Origin of the sequence: Achromobacter sp. K91, assembly GCF_003576205.1 — a bacterium.
Lineage (GTDB): Bacteria > Pseudomonadota > Gammaproteobacteria > Burkholderiales > Burkholderiaceae_B > Achromobacter > Achromobacter aegrifaciens.
The window spans coordinates 217033-234572 of sequence record NZ_QWFB01000031.1; the positions used below are offsets into that span (position 1 = coordinate 217033).

A 17540-nucleotide genomic window follows, 5' to 3' on the forward strand; every position below is an offset into this window, starting at 1 on the left:
TCTTCATCTCCATACGTTCATCGAAACAGGAACCACCGTGACGAACCCCAACCTTCCCGACAGCCTCGCACTGCCTTGCGTCAGCGCCCTGCCCTTGGCGCAGGCCGACCCCGGCATCTGGGGCGCCATCGACGCCGAACGGCGCCGGCAGAGGCACTCGATAGAACTCATCGCTTCCGAAAACTTCGTCAGCCGCGCGGTGCTGGAAGTCCAGGGCTCCGTGCTGACGAACAAGTACGCAGAGGGCTACCCTGGCCGCCGCTACTATGGCGGCTGCGTCAACGTGGACGTGACCGAGGAGATCGCCATCGAGCGCGCCACGCGTCTGTTCGGCGCCCGCTACGCCAACGTACAGCCCCACTCGGGCAGCCAGGCCAACCAGGCGGTCTACCTGGCGCTGCTGGCCCCCGGCGACAAGATCCTGGGCCTGGACCTGAGGGCGGGCGGACACCTGACCCATGGCTCCAAGGTCAACATGTCGGGACGCTGGCTGCAGGCGCTGAGCTACAGCGTCGATCCGGCCACGCATCGGGTGGACATGGACGAGGTCGAGCGCATCGCGCGCCAGGAAAGACCCAAGCTCATCATCGCCGGCGGCTCGGCCTACTCGCGCACGTTGGACTTCGCGCGTTTTCGCGCCATTGCCGATGAGACGGGCGCGATCTTCATGGCGGACATGGCGCATTTCGCCGGCCTGGCCGCGGCCGGCGCGTATCCCTCGCCGGTGCCGCATGCGCACGTCACGACCACCACCACCCACAAGACCTTGCGCGGCCCGCGCGGGGGCATGATCCTGACCGATGACGCCGAACTCGCCCGCAAGATCGATTCGGCCGTATTCCCGGGCCTGCAGGGCGGTCCGCTGATGCACATCATCGCCGCCAAGGCCGTGGCCCTGGGCGAAGCGCTGCAGCCCGCCTTCCGCACCTACGCCCACGCCGTGGTCGAGAATGCGCGCGTCCTGTGCCGCCGGCTGGCCGAAGGCGGCCTGTCCATCGTGTCGGGCGGCACCGACTGCCATCTGGGCGTGGTCGATCTGCGACCCTGGGGACTGACCGGTAATACGGCGGAGCAAGCGCTGGAACAGGTTGGCATCACCTTGAACAAGAACGCCGTCCCCAACGACCCCGCCAAGCCGGCCGTTACCTCCGGCATACGCGTGGGCAGCGCCGCCTGCACGTCGCGCGGCATGGGACCCGCCGAATTCCAGGAAATCGGCGACATGATCCTGGCCTTGCTGGGCGGCGTGCGCGCCGGGGCCGTCGACGCCCGCACGGAAAGCGCCATCCGCGAAGGCGTGGCCGGGCTGGCCAGGCGCTTCCCGCTGCCGTACTGAAGCGCCCTAGCGCTTCAGTGCATTCGACAGCCGCAGCACCGCGGCGTCGATCTCGTAGGCCGTCAACGACGCATAGCCCAGCAGCCATCCTTGCTGCTTGTGATCGCCCGCATAGAGCCGGCTCAGTCCGGGCAGCCGCAGGCCTGCGGCCTCGGCCTGGCGGATGGTCTGTTCCTCGGACCATCCGCGCTCAAGCAAGCATGGGATCTGCAAGCCTCCAGGAGGCCTGTAGGCCTGCACGATGCCGCCCAGCTGCTTGCCTAGCGACTCCAGCAATACCTGCCGCCGTCCCGCGTACAGCTTGCGCATGGCCCGCACATGCGAGTTGTAGTGGCCGTCGTCCATGAAGCGCGCCAGCGTCAGCTGCAGGATCTGCGGCGTATGCCCGTCCATGATGCTGCGCGCACGGGCAAAAGCATCGACCAGGCCGGGCGGCAGCGCCATATATCCCATCCTGAGACCCGGATAAAGCGTCTTGCTGAACGTACCCAGGTAGAGTGTGCGCTGGTGCATGTCCAGCCCCTGCACGCAGGCCGTAGGCAGGCCGTCGTAGTGGAATTCGCTGTCGTAGTCGTCCTCGATGATCCATTTGCCGTGCTCCGCCGCCCAGCCGATCAGATCCAGCCTGCGCTCAAGCGATAGCGTCACGCCGGTGGGGTATTGGTGCGACGGCGTCACGTACACGCAGTTGGCGCCGCTGCGGTCCGCGCGCAGCAGGTCCGTGCGTATGCCCTGCGCGTCGACGTCGATGGGCACGATCCGCGTTTCCGCGGATTCGAAGGCCTTGCGGGCGCCGAAGTAGCCGGGGTTTTCCATCAGAATGGGCTTGCCGGCGTCCGTCAGCAATTGCGCGCACAGAAACAAGGCCTGGCGGGTGCTGCTCAACACCAGCACCTGCTCGGGCAAGACCTTGGCCCCGCGCTCCAGGTTCAGGTAGGCGGCGATGGCGCGGCGCAAGGGCTCGGCGCCCTGCGGGTCGCCATGCAGCAGCACATGGCTGCGGTAGTCCTTCAAGACCTGGCGCTGCAGCCGTTCCCAGACGTCGGTGGGAAAGCTGCGGGTTTCCGGCAGGCCCGTGGCGAACGCCTTGATGACCTGCTGGTCCGCGACCCCGCCGCTGTCCAGGATCATGCGCCCGCGCCGGCTCAGGCCTGCCCCCGGCGGTAGTGCGCCCAGCTTGTTGTCCAGCTTCGCGCGCCTACGCGCGGCGCCGCGCAGTTCGGTGCTCACGGTCTGCGACACGTAGCTGCCCGAGCCCTCGCGCCGCACGATGTAGCCATCGCGGTGCAAATGCACATAGGCATTCTCCACTGTATCGCGCGCCACCCCCAGCGACTTGGCCAGCCCGCGGGTGGCGGGCAGCCTGAGGCCAGGCCCCAGCGCACCGTCGAGGATCAGGGCGCGCAGCGCCCGCTGAATTCTCTGATGCAGCTCCAGGCGCTGGAGCTCCGCATCGTTCATGCGCATCCTCAGCGTATCCAGCTCGAAGGTCTTAGGCATGTGGTCTGCTCACAAGAAGAAAACTGGCCTGTCCGGGCCAGCCATTCTATCCGTAGACTCACCCGATCGCCACGGCAACCGCGGGCGTAACCATGCAGGAGCCCGCGCCAGGCGGGGCAGAATCGGAAAATATGGCAAGGTCATACAACTTCAGCGCTGGTCCGGCCGCGCTGCCGCTGGAAGTGCTGCAGGAGGCGCACGAAGAGTTCTTCGATTTCGCGGGCACCGGCATGTCGGTAATGGAAATCAGCCATCGCTCGCGCGTGTTCATCGATATCGCACGCCAGGCGGAATCGGACCTGCGGGCCATCCTGCAGATCCCCGACCGCTACAAGGTGCTGTTCCTGCAAGGTGGTGCTTCGTTGCAGTTCTCGCAGGTGCCGATGAACCTGCTGCGCGGCAAGGCGTCGGCGGATTACCTTCACACGGGGCTCTGGTCCGGCAAGGCCATCGATGCGGCCCGGCGCTACTGCAAGGTCCGCGTCGCGGCCAGCAGCGAGGCATCGGGCTTCGACCGCATCCCTGCGCCCGGCGAATGGCAGCTCGACGCCGATGCGGCCTATCTGCACTACACGGAGAACGAGACGGTGCATGGCGTGCAGTTCCCCGCCGCGCCGGACGCGCCCGTCCCGCTGGTGTGCGATGCCTGCTCCAGCCTGCTGTCCAAGCCCATCGACGTGTCCCGGCACGGTCTGATCTACGCCGCCGCGCAGAAAAACATGGGGCCCGCCGGCGTCACGGTCGTGGTGTTGGACGAAGCCCTGCTGGACGGCGCGCTGCCCATCACGCCCGACGTGCTGAACTATGCGCACGCGGCGCGGGCGGACTCGATGCTCAACACGCCCGCCACCTTCTCCTGGTATCTGACCGGACTGACGCTGCGTTGGATCCGCCGGACCGGCGGCGTGGAACGCATCCATCAGGCCAATCAGGCCAAGGCCGGGCTGCTGTACCGCGCCATCGACGCCAGCGACGGCTTCTACTTCAACAAGGTCCGGCCGGAATTCCGGTCCATCAACAACGTGCCGTTCTTCCTGGCCGATTCCGCGCTGGAGCCCTTGTTTCTGCGCCAGGCCGAGAGCGCCGGGCTCATGGGGTTGAAAGGACACGCCCACACCGGCGGCATCCGAGCCAGTCTGTACAACGCGGTGGAGCTGCCCGCTGCGGCCGCGCTGGCCGATTTCATGACAGACTTCCAGCGCACGCGGGGCTGAAGCCGGCGCGACGGCCCTAAGAAAGCACGGGGAGACCAGCATGGATTTCAGGCAGCTCAGGCAGTTCGTGGTTCTGGCCACGGAATTGAACTATCGCAAGGCGGCCGCCCGGCTGCACATGACCCAGCCTCCGCTCAGCGTCGCAATCAAACGGCTCGAAACCGAGATTGGTGCAGACCTCTTCGAACGGGACCGCCTGGGCGTGCGCCTCACGGTCGCCGGCGGCGCTTTTCTGCGCGAAGCGAAGCGCCTGCTGGAAGGCGCCGATGCCGCGCTGCAGAGTGCACGCGATGCGGCCGAAGGACGTATGGGCACGCTGCGGGTATGCGCGGTGCCCAGCGCCGCGTTGAACCTGCTGCCGCGCATCCTGCCCGAGTTTACGCAGCGCTTTCCGCACATACGCCTGCGACTGACCAGCGGCAGCACCGTCGGCATCCTGGCAGGATTGCAGCGCGGCGAGCTGGACGCGGCATTCCTGGTGCCGCCCGCGTCCGGGATGCCGGGCATCGCAATCACGGGCTTGCAGCGCGAACGGCTGGCGCTGGCCGTGCCTGCGGGCCATCGGGTGGCAGGCATGAAAAGCGCCAGGCTCTCGGACCTGTCGGATGAAACGCTGGTGACCCTGGCGCACTCCGACAGCCCCGGGTTCGCGGGAGAGATCGTCGCGGCCTGCCAGCGCGCGGGGTTTCATCCCCGGGTTCTGCAGGAATCGTCCCACGCCCTCATCAGCCTGCCGCTCATCGCCGCGGGCCTGGGGGTCGCCATCGTGCCGGCGGCGCTGCGCCGGATCGCCATCGACAACGTGGCATATGTGGACCTCATGGACGTGGAGGGCGCGCCCCTGACCTACGCCATGGCGTTGGCAGCGCCCGCCCAGTCCATGAATCCGGCAGTCCGCTGGTTCATCGACACGGCGCGCGAGGTGCTGGGCGCGCCAGCCGCCTGACGCCCCCGGGGCTTACTGCGCCGGACGCGAAAGAATGCCCGCCCATTTTTTCTGTTCGGCCACGACCCGCTGCTCGAACGCCGCTTGCGATCCATCCACGGGTTCGCTGCCACGCGCGTAGATCTTGTCCTGCACCGATGGGCTTTTTGCCACCACGGCAATGGCCATGTTCAGGCGCTCAACCACATCGGCCGGCGTGCCTTTGGGAACGGCAATACCCGACAGCGACCCGCCTTCCACGTCCTTGCCCAGCACTTCCTTGACCGTGGGAATGTCAGGCAGATTGGCCAGGCGTCGCGACGACGTCACCGCGTAAGGACGAATCTGCTTGGCCTCGACGAAACCCACCGCGGTGACGGCGGAAACGGCCGTCAGATCCGTGTTGCGGCTCATCACGGCCGTCATGGACTCCGATCCGCTCTTGTAAGGCACGTGCAGCATCTTCACGCCGGTCGCCTGTTGCAGCAGCTCCAGAACTTGATAGTTGTCGGAGCCCTCGCCGGCCGTGGAGAACGCGATATTGTCAGCCTTGGCCGAGGCGGCCTTGATGATTTCCGGCAACGATGCATATGGACTGTCCGCACCCACCGCCAGCACCGTCGGCGTATTGGCCAGCATCGCGACGTAGGTGAAGTCCTTGTTCGGATCATAGGGCAGCTTCTTGTAGATCAGCGGATTGACCGCGACCATGCCGTTGGTGATCACCAGCAGCGTATAGCCGTCGGCCGGCGACTTCGCCACCGCGCCCGCGGCGATCGAGCCGCCCGCGCCGCCGCGGTTCTCCACCACCACCGGCTGGCCCAGCTCGCGCGTGAGGCCCTCGGCGAACACCCGCGCCGTGGTGTCGGTCACGCCGCCGGCGCCGAACGGCACGATCAGGCGTATGGGCTGGTCGGGATACGACCCCGCCCATGCCGCCGCAGCGGGAAGCACTACACCCAACAAAGCCGCCATGCAGCGGCGCAATCCCTTATTCATCGCGCGATCTCCATTTTTTTGAGGATTTCAAGAAGCCGTTGTTCCAGGTCCGGGGCCAACGGCGCGAGGGGCGCGCGCAGATGGCCGCTGTCCAGGCCGCGCAAGCGCAAGCCCGCGGCCACGGTCCGCGGCAAGCCATGGTCCATGAGAAAGTTCAAGAGATCGATCTGGCGGCCGAACCATTCGTCCGCGCCGCGCGCGTCGCCGGCCATGGCGCAGCGATACAGGTTCAGGGCAAACGACGCGCTGACGTTGGCCGACGCCGTGCACCAACCCGCCGCCCCTTCCGCAAACCCGGTCCGCGCCATGCAATTCAGGCCGATGTACACCGCGGTCCGGTCCGGGCAGGCCGCGCGCAGCCGCGCGATCTTCGTCGGGTCCGGACTGCTTTCCTTGATCATGGTGACGTTGGGTAGCTCGGCCAGCCGGGCCAGGAACTCGACGGGCAGATCCATGCCCGTCGTGAACGGATTGTTGTAGACCATCACCGGTGTGGAGACCGACTGGCAGACCTCGCGGTAGTAGGCGTGGATTTCGTCCTGGGTCAACTTCCAGTAGGTGCTAGGCAATAGCTGCAAGGCTGCGGCGCCCGCGCGTTCGGCGTAGCGCGCGTGACGCACCGTGCTGGCGGTACTCAGGCTGGACACGCCCGCGAGCACGGGCAGCCGCCCGCTTGCCGCGCGGATGACCGTGTCGATGACGGCCTCGCGCTCGCCGTCGTCCAGGTAAGGCAGGCAGCCGACGCTGCCCAGCGGCGCCAGCGCATGCACGCCCTCGCCGATCAGCCGCTCGACGTGCGCTTCCAAGAGCGCATGGTCCACCCGCCCGCGTTCATCGCAAGGCGTCAGCAGATAGCCGATGATTCCCTTCAAGTGCATCGCTCGTTCTCCATGTTGGCTTGCAGTCTAGGGACGCCGCCCAGGCCGGTCCAATACCTATTTCCAGGGCGCCTGATACCTCCCGCCCACACTGCAGTACAGGCAAATCTTGTATCCAGTAATTCCCGCACAAGGCCGATAGACTTTCCCGGTCTATCACCAAGGAGCAAGCCATGAGCAGCAATGACGTTCTCGACCAGGCGCAGACCCATCACATGCCCGAGTACCGCAGGCCGGAGGACATGGAATGGGAAATGGGCCGGTTCAAGAACAAGACGAAGTTCCTTTTCCATACGCGGGCGGAACGCCTCACCGAGCCCAACGCAGGATTTCTCCGCTATGAACCCGGCGCGGGCTTCCGCCTGCACAAGCACGACTTCGCCCAGGTCTGGTACGTGATCGAAGGGGAATTCAACATGGGCGGAAAGATGTACGGCCCCGGCACCGTGGTGTTCCATCCGGACCCGCACATCGAGGAAGCGCTCAGCACCGAAACGGGCGGCACCTTGTTCTTCGTCCAGTACCAAGGCCCAACGACCGGCGGCCGGCCGGTGTACGAAGGCCGCATGAACATCAAGGGCGAGCCGCCCGCGATCACCGAGCAGGACCTCGAACACTGATTCCCCGCGGTTCCCCGGGCGGCAGCCATGATCGGCGGCCGTCCATGGCCGGCATGGACCGGCCGGCATACCAAGAAATAGAAAATTCCAAGGAGACAACCCTCATGCACGCCCCTCTTCTGCGCGCCTGCCTCGTGTGCTTGACGCTGGCGCTTGGCGGCCTGGCCCAAGCCGCCACCGACTGGCCCGAACGCCCCATCACGCTGGTCGTGCCGTTCGGCGCCGGCGGCATCACCGACCTCACCGCCCGCACCGTGGCCAAACAGCTTCAAGCCGAGCTCGGCAAGCCGGTGGTCGTAGAGAACAAGCCGGGCGCCGGCGGCAATATCGCCGCCGACATCGTGGCCCGTGCCAAGCCCGACGGCTACACGTTGATGGTGATCACCAACGGCATGGTCGCGGTCAATCCGCTCATCCACAAGCAGCTGAACTACGACGCGCTCAAGGATTTCGCCTACGTCTCCATGATCGCCAACACGCCGCTGGCCCTGGTCGTGCCACAAGACTCCCCGATCCAGGACCTGCCGGCGCTGGTGACGCGGGCCCGCAGCAAGCCGGATGCCGTCTCCTTCGCCAGCTCCGGACAAGGCACCTCGATACACCAGGTATTCGCCCTGATGCAGCGACAGACCGGCGCCACGCTCATGCATGTGCCCTACAAGAGCGGCGCGGAAGCCGCCACCGCCCTGCTTTCGGGCGTGGTGGACGTGACGGCGGTAGAGACCGTGGTGGTCGGACCATTCATACAGTCCGGACGGATGCGGGCGCTGGGCGTAACCTCGGCACAGCGGGTGTCAAATTTGGCTGACGTTCCCGCCGCCCGCGAAGCCCTGGGCGGCGATTTCGATGTGGGCTCGATATCCGGACTCGTAGCGCCTGCCGCCACGCCCCAGAGCATCCTCGACAAGCTGGAACAAGCGATGCAGGCGGTGGCGCAGAGCGAGGGCATGGCGCAGCTCCATGCGCAAGGCAGCCAGCCCATGCCCGCGGGGTCGCAGGTCTTTCTGGAGCGCATGCGCCAGGAACAGCAGAAGTGGCGACTGGTATTCTCCGCGGAGCCCGGAAAATAGCCCGCGGAGGATCGCCGCAGCCGTCAAGAACAGGGGAGTCAGGCCATGGATCGCATTTATCCCGCCGCGGAAGAGCTGGTGCAGCATCTGGTGGATTCGATCTCCGCGAAGATCTTCAATGGCGCATATGCGCCCGGACAGAAGCTGCGGCAGGAGACCCTGGCCGAAGAATACGACGTCAGCCGCACGCCGGTGCGCGAAGCGTTCCGGCAGCTGGAGACCAAGGGCCTGATCGTGCAGCAGCCGCGCTACGGCGCCACGGTGGTGGCGCCGACCCTCAAGGACATAGGCGCGAACTACTGGCTGCGCGGCGAGCTGGAAGGCATGGCGGCGGAACTGGCGGCACGCTGGATCTCCGACGCCGACCTGCAAAGACTGCAGGCCGCGCACGCCGAATGCGCCGAGGCGGTCGCCGCGCTCTACGCCGAGGTCAACGCGGGCGGCTCGGCCGCGCCGCGCCAGGCCGCCGCGCCCATGCGGCATTGGGTCGTCAAGAACCAGGAGTTTCATGCCCTGATCTTCCGCGCCGCCGGCAATCCGTCGCTGGAGCGCATCATCAAGGACCTGCACACGGACTACACCAAGAACATTCTCAACATGACCGTGCTGGGCATGTACGAGGCCCGCATGAAGAAGAACATCGAACATCATGCGGCCGTCGTCGAAGCGCTGACGGCGCGCGACACCGCGGCGTCGCGCGCCGCCATGCGCGCGCATATCCATGAGTCCGGGGAGTTCGTGGTGGACTGGCTGCAAAAGCGTCCTGAAGGCCGCAAGCCGCCACGGTAGCCGCGGCCCCGATTCGGCCGAAAGCCACGTGCTACCATGCCGGCGGAAGGGCGCAACGCAGACGCCAGGGACATGGATCAGCCTGGCCACTCGCAAGCCGTGGAGCGCCTGCCGACCCGCACAGGAAGCGACACGGATTCGAGCATGAGCGAGACCAGGAACACGTCTAGATCCTCGATCGAGATTTCGGAAGAAATTCTGCGGCGGATCAGGAACGGGCAATACCTGCCCGGCGATGCCTTGAGCCAGTACGAGCTGGCGACCGAGTTCGAAACCAGCCGCACGCCCATCCGCGAGGCCTTGCGGTTTCTCGAAGCGCGGCGCGCCATTACGCTGACCAGTACCGGCCGCGCCGTGGTCACCGTGCCATCCATCCGCGCCATCCGCGAAGCCTTCCAGATCCGCGCCGAACTCGAAGGGCTGGCCGCGCAACTGGCGGTGGACTGGATCGACGACCATGACCTGGAACTGCTGGCGCAGCACCAGAAGCACTACGCCGACGCCCTGCGCTCGCGCGTGCGCAGCGAAAGCGGTTCCGACTGGCTGAAGTTCAACGCCAAATTCCACAGCCTGATCACCCAGGCCAGCCACAACGAACGTCTGCACGAGCTGGTCGCCGAGTTGCAGGGCAGCATCGTTTCCAACGTGCTGGGGTTCGCCTCCAAGATGCCACCCCGCCTGATGGAAGAGAACATCAAACAGCACGAGGACATCATCACGGCGCTGACCTTGCGCAATGGCCCCGCCGCTCGCGAAGCGATGGCCACGCACATATCCCGGACGACTGAACTCGTCATCGAATGGATGGAGTCGCGGCGCTAGCCAGCTTTGCGCCGCTCGCGCCTTGCGGCTTCCCATAGGGACGCATCAACACGCCGCAGGCTGCCGCGATCAATCCCAGCCCCGCCAGATACAGCACGATGAACCGCGGCGACCCTCCGCCCAGGGACAGCAGGTACGTCGCCACCAGCGGCGCGGTGCCGCCGCCTATCGCCCCGCCTATCTGCACGGCCAGCGAGATGCCGGTATAGCGGACGTCCGGCGGGAACATGCTGGAAAAGAGGCTGGATTCCTGCGCATACATCGCGGCGTATACCAAGCCGAACGCCACCAGCATCGCGATGTTCGTGTGATAAGCCGTCTTCTCATCCAGCAGCGAGAAGAATGTCGCGCTGAACAGCGAGATCCCCAGCGCGCCGGCGATGAATATCGCCCGCTTGCTGATCATGTCGCCCAGCAACCCGAACAGCGGGATGGTGAACAATGCACCGACCGCTCCCCAAATGACACCCGTCAATATGGTTTCACGCGGCAGCCCCAGCGTACCCACGGCATAGGTCAATGAAAACGTCGCCAGCGTATAGAACCAGGTCTTTTCGGAGATGCAGGCCACCAGTGCGGTCAACACGGGAACCTTGTGCTCTCGGAGCACCGTCTTCAAGGGCAGCGCGTCCGGTTTCGGCTGGGCCTGCGCCTGCTTGAATTCCGGCGATTCGCTGACCTTGGCCCGGATGTACCAACCGACCAGCAGCAGGAACACGCTTGCAAGGAATGGCAGCCGCCAGCCCCAGCTCAGCATATCCGCCTCCGGTAGCCTGGAGACCGCGCCCATCGCCAGCGACGACAGGATCAGGCCGGGCGCGACCCCGACTTGCGGCAGGCTGCCGAACAGGCCCTTCTTGCCTTCGGGGGCATGCTCTACCGCCATCAACACGGCTCCGCCCCACTCGCCGCCCACCGCCAGGCCTTGCAGGAAACGGAAGAAGACCAGGGCCACTGCGCCCCAGTAGCCGATCGTCTCGTAGCTGGGCGTCAGTCCGATCAGGATGGTGGGCACGCCCATCAGCATCAGGCTGATCATCAGCATCGACTTGCGGCCGACGCGGTCGCCGAAATGGCCGAACACGATGCCGCCCAGCGGCCGCGCAATGAAACCGACCGCATAGGTGCCGAAGGCCGCCAGCGTCCCGCTGATGGGATCGATCGCGGGAAAGTAGATCTTGTTGAAAATCAGCGCTGCCGCAATGCCGTATAGAAAGAAGTCATACCACTCGATGGTGGTCCCGATCATGCTGGACAGTCCCGCGGTCACGTAATGCTTCTTCGAGCGCGAGGACGGCTGTTGTGAGATGGCGTTCATCCCGGTCTCCCTTGTTTTCTTTTTTTCGCCCGACTACACGGCGGTGGTCTCTTCCGCCAGGCTCTTGCGCTCGCTGACGTTGAAGCGGCCTTCGTAGATCGCGCCCTGGCGGGTGTGCGGGCCGACGTACTGCACATACAGAATCGTGCCGGCCTCGATGGTTTCCAGCTTGCTTTCGAAATGGGGATCCGGATGGAAGATCATCGAACCCTTGCCGTGGAGCTTGCCTTCGATGAGGAACTTGCCGTCCAGGATGTACCAGATCTGCGCGAAGTAATGGTTGTGCAGCGGGTGTCCCGAACCCTTTTCGTAGCGCACGATGCCGGCGTTCGGAATGGTCGGATCCTCCGCCGTCGGATGGAACATCATCTTTGCGAACTGGCCTTCGTAGCGCAGGTTGGTCCACTCGAGGTCGTCCTCGTGGCGGGCGCGCATGCCCTGGTGGTCCTCGGTCAGCGGACCGCCGCGGCCGCCCTCGTTGATGATCTTCTTGCCTGTGATGGTGTCGATGCTGGTCATGTGCTGTCCGTCCTGAAGAAAGAAAAGTGACAAACACAAATGGGATCCCATTTGTATGAAACGGGATCCTATTCATCGGACATCGAAGCGGCTACTGGGTTTAACCCTTAGATTCAGCGGTAGAAATGGCGAGCGGAAGAAGCGCCGAGAGCCGCAGGCCGCGGCGAATTGGAACGGGGCGCAGCGCGCCCCTTGCGCCTATGCAAGGCTATGGTTGCGCAGCGTCCTCGTCGCCAGGACGCGCCAGGGCATAGGACAGACTCAGATCTGGTCCAACCATTGCTCGATCGCCTGGCGCGCGACGTGTTCAAGCTGGGGACCATAACGCCGCGCGTCCTCGCGGATCACCGCGGGATCAATCTGGCGCAGGCTCAGTTCGCAGGCATGGCCGATGAGCCAACGTTCGATCTGTGCGGAATCCGCCTCCAGATGGAACTGCAGGCCCAGTATCCTGGGTCCCAGCGCAAACGCCTGGTTCGGGAAGCCCGGCGTTTCGGCCAGGCGCGCCGCACCTTCGGGGATCGCGAACTGGTCCCCATGCCAATGCAGCACCGGCACCGACCCGACCGCGCTCAGCACGGAATCCTGCCCTTGTTGCGTAAGGGTCAACGGCGCATAGCCGATCTCGGCGCGGCCGGTGGACACCACGTCCGCGCCCAACGCTGCCGCCATGAGTTGCGCGCCCAGACATATGCCCAGGGTCGGTTTGTCCTGGCGCAGGCGTTGCGCGATGGCGCGCAGCTCCGGCTCCAGGAAGGGATAGCGGCCGGTTTCATAGACGCCGATGGGGCCGCCCAGGATCACGACGAGGTCGGCGTTAGCCACGGTGGCGGAGTCGATGGCGTCGACGCCGGCCTCCAGGTATCGCACGCTGTAGCCGCGATCGGCCAAGACCGGCGCCAATATGCCCAGGTCTTCAAAGGGAACGTGGCGGATCGCCAAAGCGCTGAGGCTCATTCCAGGAACTCCTATTGCGGGCTCGGATGGCGGTCCAGCTCGCCCAGCAAGCCTTCGGGGGTTGAGACGAACAGGTTTTCCGATGCCAGCAACCGTATGCCTTGCGGCGTGCTTTCCAGCAGGCGCCGTTCGCCCTCGGCGACCTGCAGGCTGAGCTGATAGCCGTCCTTGGCCGGCAGGCGCGCCGCGATGTCGCGGCTGTCGTCCAGCGCGGACGCCGCAGTGGATTCGAAATGACCGATCAGGCGGCCGTCGCGCTTGATGATGAGTCGGTACACCGGCATGCGCGCTACTCCTGAGAGCCGGACGCGCGCGATTCCGCGCCGTTGTCGGTCGGCCAGTAGTAGGAATCCGGCGTGTTGCGCGCGCCGAAGATGGCTTGACCGACGCGGACCACGGTGGCCCCTTCCTCGATGGCGATCTCGTAGTCGCCCGACATGCCCATGGACAAATCTTCCAGGCCGATGCCCGCGGGCGCGTCCTGGCGCAATTGGTCGCGCAGCGTGCGCAACAGCACGAAGCACTCGCGCACGCGCGCGGCTTCGGCCGAAAACAGCGCCAGGGTCATCAGACCGCGCACCCGCAGTCCCGAAAACGCGGGCAATTCGCGCAGAAAGGCCGCCGTCTCGTCCGGCTGCAGCCCATACTTGCTGGCTTCGCCCGAGGTGTTGACCTGCACGAAAACGTCCAGCTGGCGCCCTTCCGCTTGCAGCCGGCGGTCGAGCGCCTCAGCGACCCGCAGGCTGTCGAGCGCCTGGAACTCGGCCGCATAGCGGGCCACGAGCTTGGCCTTGTTGGTCTGCAGGTGGCCGATGACCGACCATCGCAGATCGGTCAGGTCGGCCATGGCTTCCCATTTCCTCGAAACTTCCTGCAGCTTGTTCTCGCCCAGGTAGCGGCAGCCAGCCTCGTAGGCCAGCCGGATGCGCGCTTCCTCCACCGTCTTGCTCACGGGCAGCAGGCGCACCGTGGCCGGATCGCGCCCGGCGCGGCGCGCGGCATCGGCGATGCGTCCGTTGACCGTGGCCAGGTTGTGGCGGAAGTCTTCGACCGACTGCGCCTGCGGCCAGCGGCCATGCTGGTCATGCTGTGTCTGGGTGCCCTTGTCTTGCCCTGGGTCTTGCTCGCTCATGCCTGAACCTCGCGGAGGAACAACGGCGGGCGCTTTCCATTACGCTTATGCCGTTTAAAGTTTTGTCATAGGTCAATATTATCACGCCGTCGCGCAGGCGGCCGATGCTACGCGTTGGCCGCCAGCCACTCGCGCGGCGAAACACCCATCCGCTGCCGGAACGCTTTGGACAAGGACGAGGCGCTGGCAAATCCCAGCTCCGCCGCCACCAGCTTGACCGCGCGGCCGGACCGCATCATGGACGCCGCCAGGCTCAAGCGCCAATCGGTCAGGTAGGCCGCGGGCGTGGCGCCGGTAGCATCCTTGAAGGCCGCTGCAAAGGCGCTGCGCGACATGCCCGCCATCGCCGCCATCCGCGCAAGCGACCAGTCTTCATAGGGCGAGCGGTGCAGCGCCACCAACGCCCTGGCCAGACGCGGATCGGACAGGCCCATCACCAGACCGCTGGTCACACCCACTTCCTCCGGATGGTCGAGTATCCACCTGAGCAGCTGGATCAAGACCACCTCGAACAGGCGGTCGGCCAACAGGCGTGAACCGCAGCGCACCTGATCCGCCTCGGCGAACAGCAGGTCCAGCGCCGGCCGCAAGCCTTCGACCGCGTCCAGCGGGATCCGCACCACGGACGGCAGCGACTGGACGATGGGATTGCGTTCGCCGCCATCGAAATCCAACGCCGCGCAGGTGAAATCCGAGCCGTCCCGCGGCGGGTTCACGAATTCGTGATGCACGGCGCGCGGGTAGAACAGCAGGGTCGGCTCGGCCAGGCGCAGGCGCGGCGTAGCGGTCTCGCCCGGGCGATGCCTCACCTCCATCTCGCCCCGGCGCAGCACGTGCAGAAAGCCGCGCCCCGGCACGGCTTCGAAGGCCTGGGTGCCGCATAGCGCCCCCGTGTGAAACAGCGTGGCGCGCACCCGGAAACGGTCCAGCAGCGCCGACAGCCGGTCAACCTGGATGGGAAGAGGATTGCTCATATCTTGGACGAAATGACATTTTTCATGGATTAAATAACACCATACGTCCAGGCATTCTACGTACGATTTCTCCAGCCCGTCCGATATCGGCGGCCTTTTTTTCATTTCCAGGAGTTACCGACATGTCCCGAGTTCCTCTTATCGATGCCAGCAGCGCCAGCGCGGACCGCAAGGCGCTGCTCACGCAGATCCACGGCGCCTTTGGCGCAACGCCGAACATGTTCAAGGCCGTGGCCAATTCGCCGGCTGCGCTGCAGAGCATGTGGGGCGCCTTCGGCGCGCTGGGCGGCGGGGTCATTCCCGCCAAGCTGGGCGAACAGATCGCGGTGGCGGTGGCCGACCGCAACGCTTGCGAATACTGCCTTGCGGCCCACACGGCCCTGGGCCGCAAGGCAGGCGCCAGCGCCGAAGAAATGGCGGCCGCGCAAGGCGGTGACGCCGCCGATCCCAAGACAGCTGCGGCGCTGCGCTTTGCGCTCAAGCTGGTGGAAGCGCGCGGGCAAGTGGGCGAAGCCGACGTGCAGGCCGTACGCGCGGCTGGCTACAGCGACCAGGAGATCGTCGAGATCCTGGCGCACGTCGCGCTCAACCTGTTCACCAACTACGTCAACGTGGCGTTTGCCGTGCCGGTGGATTTCCCGGCCGTGAAGCTGCGCCGCGCCGCATAGCACGACCACAGCGGCCGGCGGGGCGTCATCGCCCCGCCGGCCGCATCAGAGGAGCATTCAGATGTCCCGATCAGACACCCTGGCCGACGCACTGCCCCCGCCCTTGCTGGCGGACGAATGGCTGAATGCGGACGGTCCCATCGAACTCGCCGCCCTGCGCGGCAAGGTCGTGCTGCTGCATGCGTTCCAGATGCTATGCCCCGGGTGCCTGTCGCATGGGTTGCCGCAGGCCGAACGCGTGCACAGACTGTTCCGCGGCCAGGAGGTCGCGGTCATCGGCCTGCACACCGTGTTCGAACACCACGACGTCATGGGGCCCGCCGCGCTGCGGGCCTTCAATCACGAGTACCGGTGGAGTTTTCCCATCGGCATAGACCGGCCAGCGGCGACGGGCGCCATCCCGATGACCATGCAAGCCTACGGTTTGCGCGGCACGCCCAGCCTGGTCTTGTTGGACCGCCAGGGACGCGTGCGCCTGCAGCACTTTGGCAGCATCGACGACCTGGCCCTGGGCGCAGCCATAGGGAGGCTGCTGGCGGAGAACGATGTTCCTGCGGCACACGCGGCCGCATCCGATGATCCCGCCCGCGACGAGTGCGACGCGCTAAGCTGCCCCGCGCCGCGTCCGCGCTAGACGCCGCGGGTCCTCCGGTGCCGCTATGGCTGAACCAGGGCGCGCAGCGCGCGCACCAGGCAGGCCGCCTGCTCCTCGGTGCCCACGGAAATGCGCAGGTATTGCTCCACGCGTGGCCGCGCGAAATGGCGCACCAGTATTTTCGCGTCTCGCAGGCCGGCGGCGAGCAAGCGCGCGTCGAAGCGCGGATGACGGACAAACAGGAAGTTCGCCTGTGACGGTAAGACATCAAAGCCCATCAGGCGCAAATGCGCGCAGAGCAAGGTACGGGTGCCGATGATGGCCTGCCGCGTCTCCTCGAAATAGGCGCGGTCCTGAAAGGCCGCTGCAGCGCCTGCCTGGGCCAGTCGCCCGAGCGGATAGGAGTTGAAGCTGTTCTTCACCCGCTCCAGCGTGGCGATCAACGACGTCTGCCCGATTGCAAACCCCACGCGCAGGCCGGCCAACGCCCTGGACTTCGATAGCGTCTGGACCACCAGCAGGTTCGGATACTGCTCGACCAACGCAATGGCGGAGCGCCCGCCGAAGTCCACGTAGGCCTCGTCCACCAGCACCAGCCGGCGAGGCTGGATCTCCAGCAGCCGCTGCACGCGGTCCAGCGGCAGGCACTCTCCCGTGGGCGCGTTCGGGTTGGCGATCACGATGCCGGCTATGCCCGCATCCGCGGCGCCCAGCGCCGCGAATCCGTCCAGGTCCAGCCTCAAGCGCTCGTCCACGGAGATCTGCGCGCAGCGTATGCCGAACAGGCGGCAATACACCTCATAAAAGCCGTAGGTCACATCCGCCATCAGCAAGGGTTGGACGCCGTGCTGGAAGAACGCGCAGAACGCCAGCGCCAGCACTTCGTCGGAGCCGTTGCCAGCAAAGACCTGCGCTACCGGCACCCCGTGATACTGCGCGATGACCTCGCGCAAATGCCCGGCCTGCGGGTCCGGATAACGCTCCAGACCGTCAGCAGCCGCAGCGGCGATGGCTGCTATCGCGGCGGGGGACGGCGGATAGGGATTCTCGTTGGTGTTGAGCTTGATCCATCCATTGCCGGGAGCCTGCTCTCCAGGCACATAGGGCGACAAGGTTTCAACGCGCGGGCTATGTAGGGAAACCATGTTGTTGCGGCTGCGGCCTCTCGGTAATCGATCTACGGCATTCTTATCGTAAATTTTGTCCTATGCCATACTACACTAT

Annotated in this window: 19 protein-coding genes; 9 read left to right on the plus strand and 10 right to left on the minus strand. The window is 65.7% G+C overall.

Annotated elements, in window-relative coordinates; translation table 11 throughout:
• Positions 1–37 precede the first annotated feature (37 nt).
• Entirely contained in the window at positions 38–1336 is a 1299-nt protein-coding gene (locus tag DXK93_RS14380) for a serine hydroxymethyltransferase (RefSeq protein WP_305000460.1), read from the plus strand.
• Between the two features lie 6 nt (positions 1337–1342).
• Here the strand turns inward: DXK93_RS14380 and DXK93_RS14385 are convergent, their stop codons facing one another.
• The gene (locus DXK93_RS14385; protein ID WP_119450395.1) at positions 1343–2836 is read right to left on the minus strand and encodes a PLP-dependent aminotransferase family protein; all 1494 of its coding nucleotides are present in this window, start codon (positions 2834–2836) and stop codon (positions 1343–1345) included.
• 131 nt (positions 2837–2967) lie between these two features.
• On the opposite strand from DXK93_RS14385, the gene serC reads away from it, so the two are divergent.
• Together serC and DXK93_RS14395 are read left to right on the plus strand one after the other, a co-directional pair.
• Positions 2968–4050: a 3-phosphoserine/phosphohydroxythreonine transaminase gene (serC, locus tag DXK93_RS14390; protein WP_119450396.1), complete on the plus strand. Its 1083-nt coding sequence runs from the start codon at positions 2968–2970 to the stop codon at positions 4048–4050.
• Between the two features lie 40 nt (positions 4051–4090).
• Entirely contained in the window at positions 4091–4996 is a 906-nt protein-coding gene (locus DXK93_RS14395; RefSeq protein WP_119450397.1) for a LysR family transcriptional regulator, read from the plus strand.
• 12 nt (positions 4997–5008) lie between these two features.
• On the opposite strand, the gene DXK93_RS14400 is transcribed toward DXK93_RS14395, so the two are convergent.
• Both DXK93_RS14400 and DXK93_RS14405 read right to left on the minus strand, forming a co-directional pair.
• On the minus strand, positions 5009–5974 hold the full coding sequence (locus DXK93_RS14400; RefSeq protein ID WP_119450398.1) for a tripartite tricarboxylate transporter substrate binding protein: 966 nt from the start codon (positions 5972–5974) through the stop codon (positions 5009–5011).
• Positions 5971–6852, minus strand: coding sequence for a dihydrodipicolinate synthase family protein (locus DXK93_RS14405; RefSeq protein WP_119450399.1), 882 nt, complete (start codon positions 6850–6852; stop codon positions 5971–5973). The genes DXK93_RS14400 and DXK93_RS14405 overlap by 4 nt, the downstream gene beginning before the upstream one ends.
• 173 nt (positions 6853–7025) lie before the next feature.
• Here DXK93_RS14405 and DXK93_RS14410 point away from each other — a divergent pair, with 173 nt between their 5' ends.
• The 4 genes from DXK93_RS14410 to DXK93_RS14425 all read left to right on the plus strand — a co-directional run bounded on the left by DXK93_RS14410 (position 7026) and on the right by DXK93_RS14425 (position 10153).
• Positions 7026–7472, plus strand: a complete 447-nt coding sequence (locus tag DXK93_RS14410) for a cupin domain-containing protein (protein ID WP_054452115.1) — start codon at positions 7026–7028, stop codon at positions 7470–7472.
• Between the two features lie 104 nt (positions 7473–7576).
• The gene (locus tag DXK93_RS14415) at positions 7577–8542 is read left to right on the plus strand and encodes a tripartite tricarboxylate transporter substrate binding protein (RefSeq protein ID WP_158598559.1); all 966 of its coding nucleotides are present in this window, start codon (positions 7577–7579) and stop codon (positions 8540–8542) included.
• A gap of 45 nt (positions 8543–8587) precedes the next feature.
• Positions 8588–9331 carry a GntR family transcriptional regulator gene (locus tag DXK93_RS14420; protein ID WP_119450401.1) on the plus strand — a complete coding sequence of 248 codons (744 nt, stop codon included), beginning with the start codon at positions 8588–8590 and terminating at the stop codon, positions 9329–9331.
• A gap of 144 nt (positions 9332–9475) precedes the next feature.
• Positions 9476–10153 carry a GntR family transcriptional regulator gene (locus tag DXK93_RS14425; RefSeq protein WP_119450402.1) on the plus strand — a complete coding sequence of 226 codons (678 nt, stop codon included), beginning with the start codon at positions 9476–9478 and terminating at the stop codon, positions 10151–10153.
• Here DXK93_RS14425 and DXK93_RS14430 read toward each other — a convergent pair.
• The 6 genes from DXK93_RS14430 to DXK93_RS14455 form a co-directional block, all read right to left on the minus strand.
• The gene (locus tag DXK93_RS14430; protein WP_119450403.1) at positions 10125–11471 is read right to left on the minus strand and encodes an MFS transporter; all 1347 of its coding nucleotides are present in this window, start codon (positions 11469–11471) and stop codon (positions 10125–10127) included. The two genes, DXK93_RS14425 and DXK93_RS14430, sit on opposite strands and share 29 nt — an antisense overlap.
• A gap of 33 nt (positions 11472–11504) precedes the next feature.
• Complete coding sequence (locus DXK93_RS14435; protein ID WP_054452119.1) at positions 11505–11990, minus strand: cupin domain-containing protein; 486 nt, start codon at positions 11988–11990, stop codon at positions 11505–11507.
• Positions 11991–12251: 261 nt separating this feature from the next.
• Entirely contained in the window at positions 12252–12947 is a 696-nt protein-coding gene (locus DXK93_RS14440) for a glutamine amidotransferase (protein WP_054452120.1), read from the minus strand.
• Positions 12948–12958: 11 nt separating this feature from the next.
• On the minus strand, positions 12959–13231 hold the full coding sequence (locus DXK93_RS14445) for a cytoplasmic protein (protein WP_119450404.1): 273 nt from the start codon (positions 13229–13231) through the stop codon (positions 12959–12961).
• Between the two features lie 5 nt (positions 13232–13236).
• Positions 13237–14079 carry a YggS family pyridoxal phosphate-dependent enzyme gene (locus DXK93_RS14450; protein WP_119450405.1) on the minus strand — a complete coding sequence of 281 codons (843 nt, stop codon included), beginning with the start codon at positions 14077–14079 and terminating at the stop codon, positions 13237–13239.
• Between the two features lie 107 nt (positions 14080–14186).
• Positions 14187–15053: an AraC family transcriptional regulator gene (locus tag DXK93_RS14455; protein ID WP_054452123.1), complete on the minus strand. Its 867-nt coding sequence runs from the start codon at positions 15051–15053 to the stop codon at positions 14187–14189.
• 122 nt (positions 15054–15175) lie between these two features.
• Between DXK93_RS14455 and DXK93_RS14460 the strand changes: the two genes are divergently transcribed.
• A complete protein-coding gene (locus DXK93_RS14460) occupies positions 15176–15721 on the plus strand; it encodes a carboxymuconolactone decarboxylase family protein (protein ID WP_054452124.1) in 546 nt (181 codons plus the stop codon).
• A gap of 61 nt (positions 15722–15782) precedes the next feature.
• Complete coding sequence (locus tag DXK93_RS14465) at positions 15783–16355, plus strand: redoxin domain-containing protein (RefSeq protein ID WP_119450406.1); 573 nt, start codon at positions 15783–15785, stop codon at positions 16353–16355.
• 23 nt (positions 16356–16378) lie between these two features.
• Here DXK93_RS14465 and hisC read toward each other — a convergent pair whose 3' ends face one another.
• Positions 16379–17461 (minus strand): histidinol-phosphate transaminase, encoded by a 1083-nt coding sequence (gene hisC, locus DXK93_RS14470; RefSeq protein ID WP_054452126.1) that lies wholly within the window; start codon positions 17459–17461, stop codon positions 16379–16381.
• Positions 17462–17540: the final 79 nt, after the last annotated feature.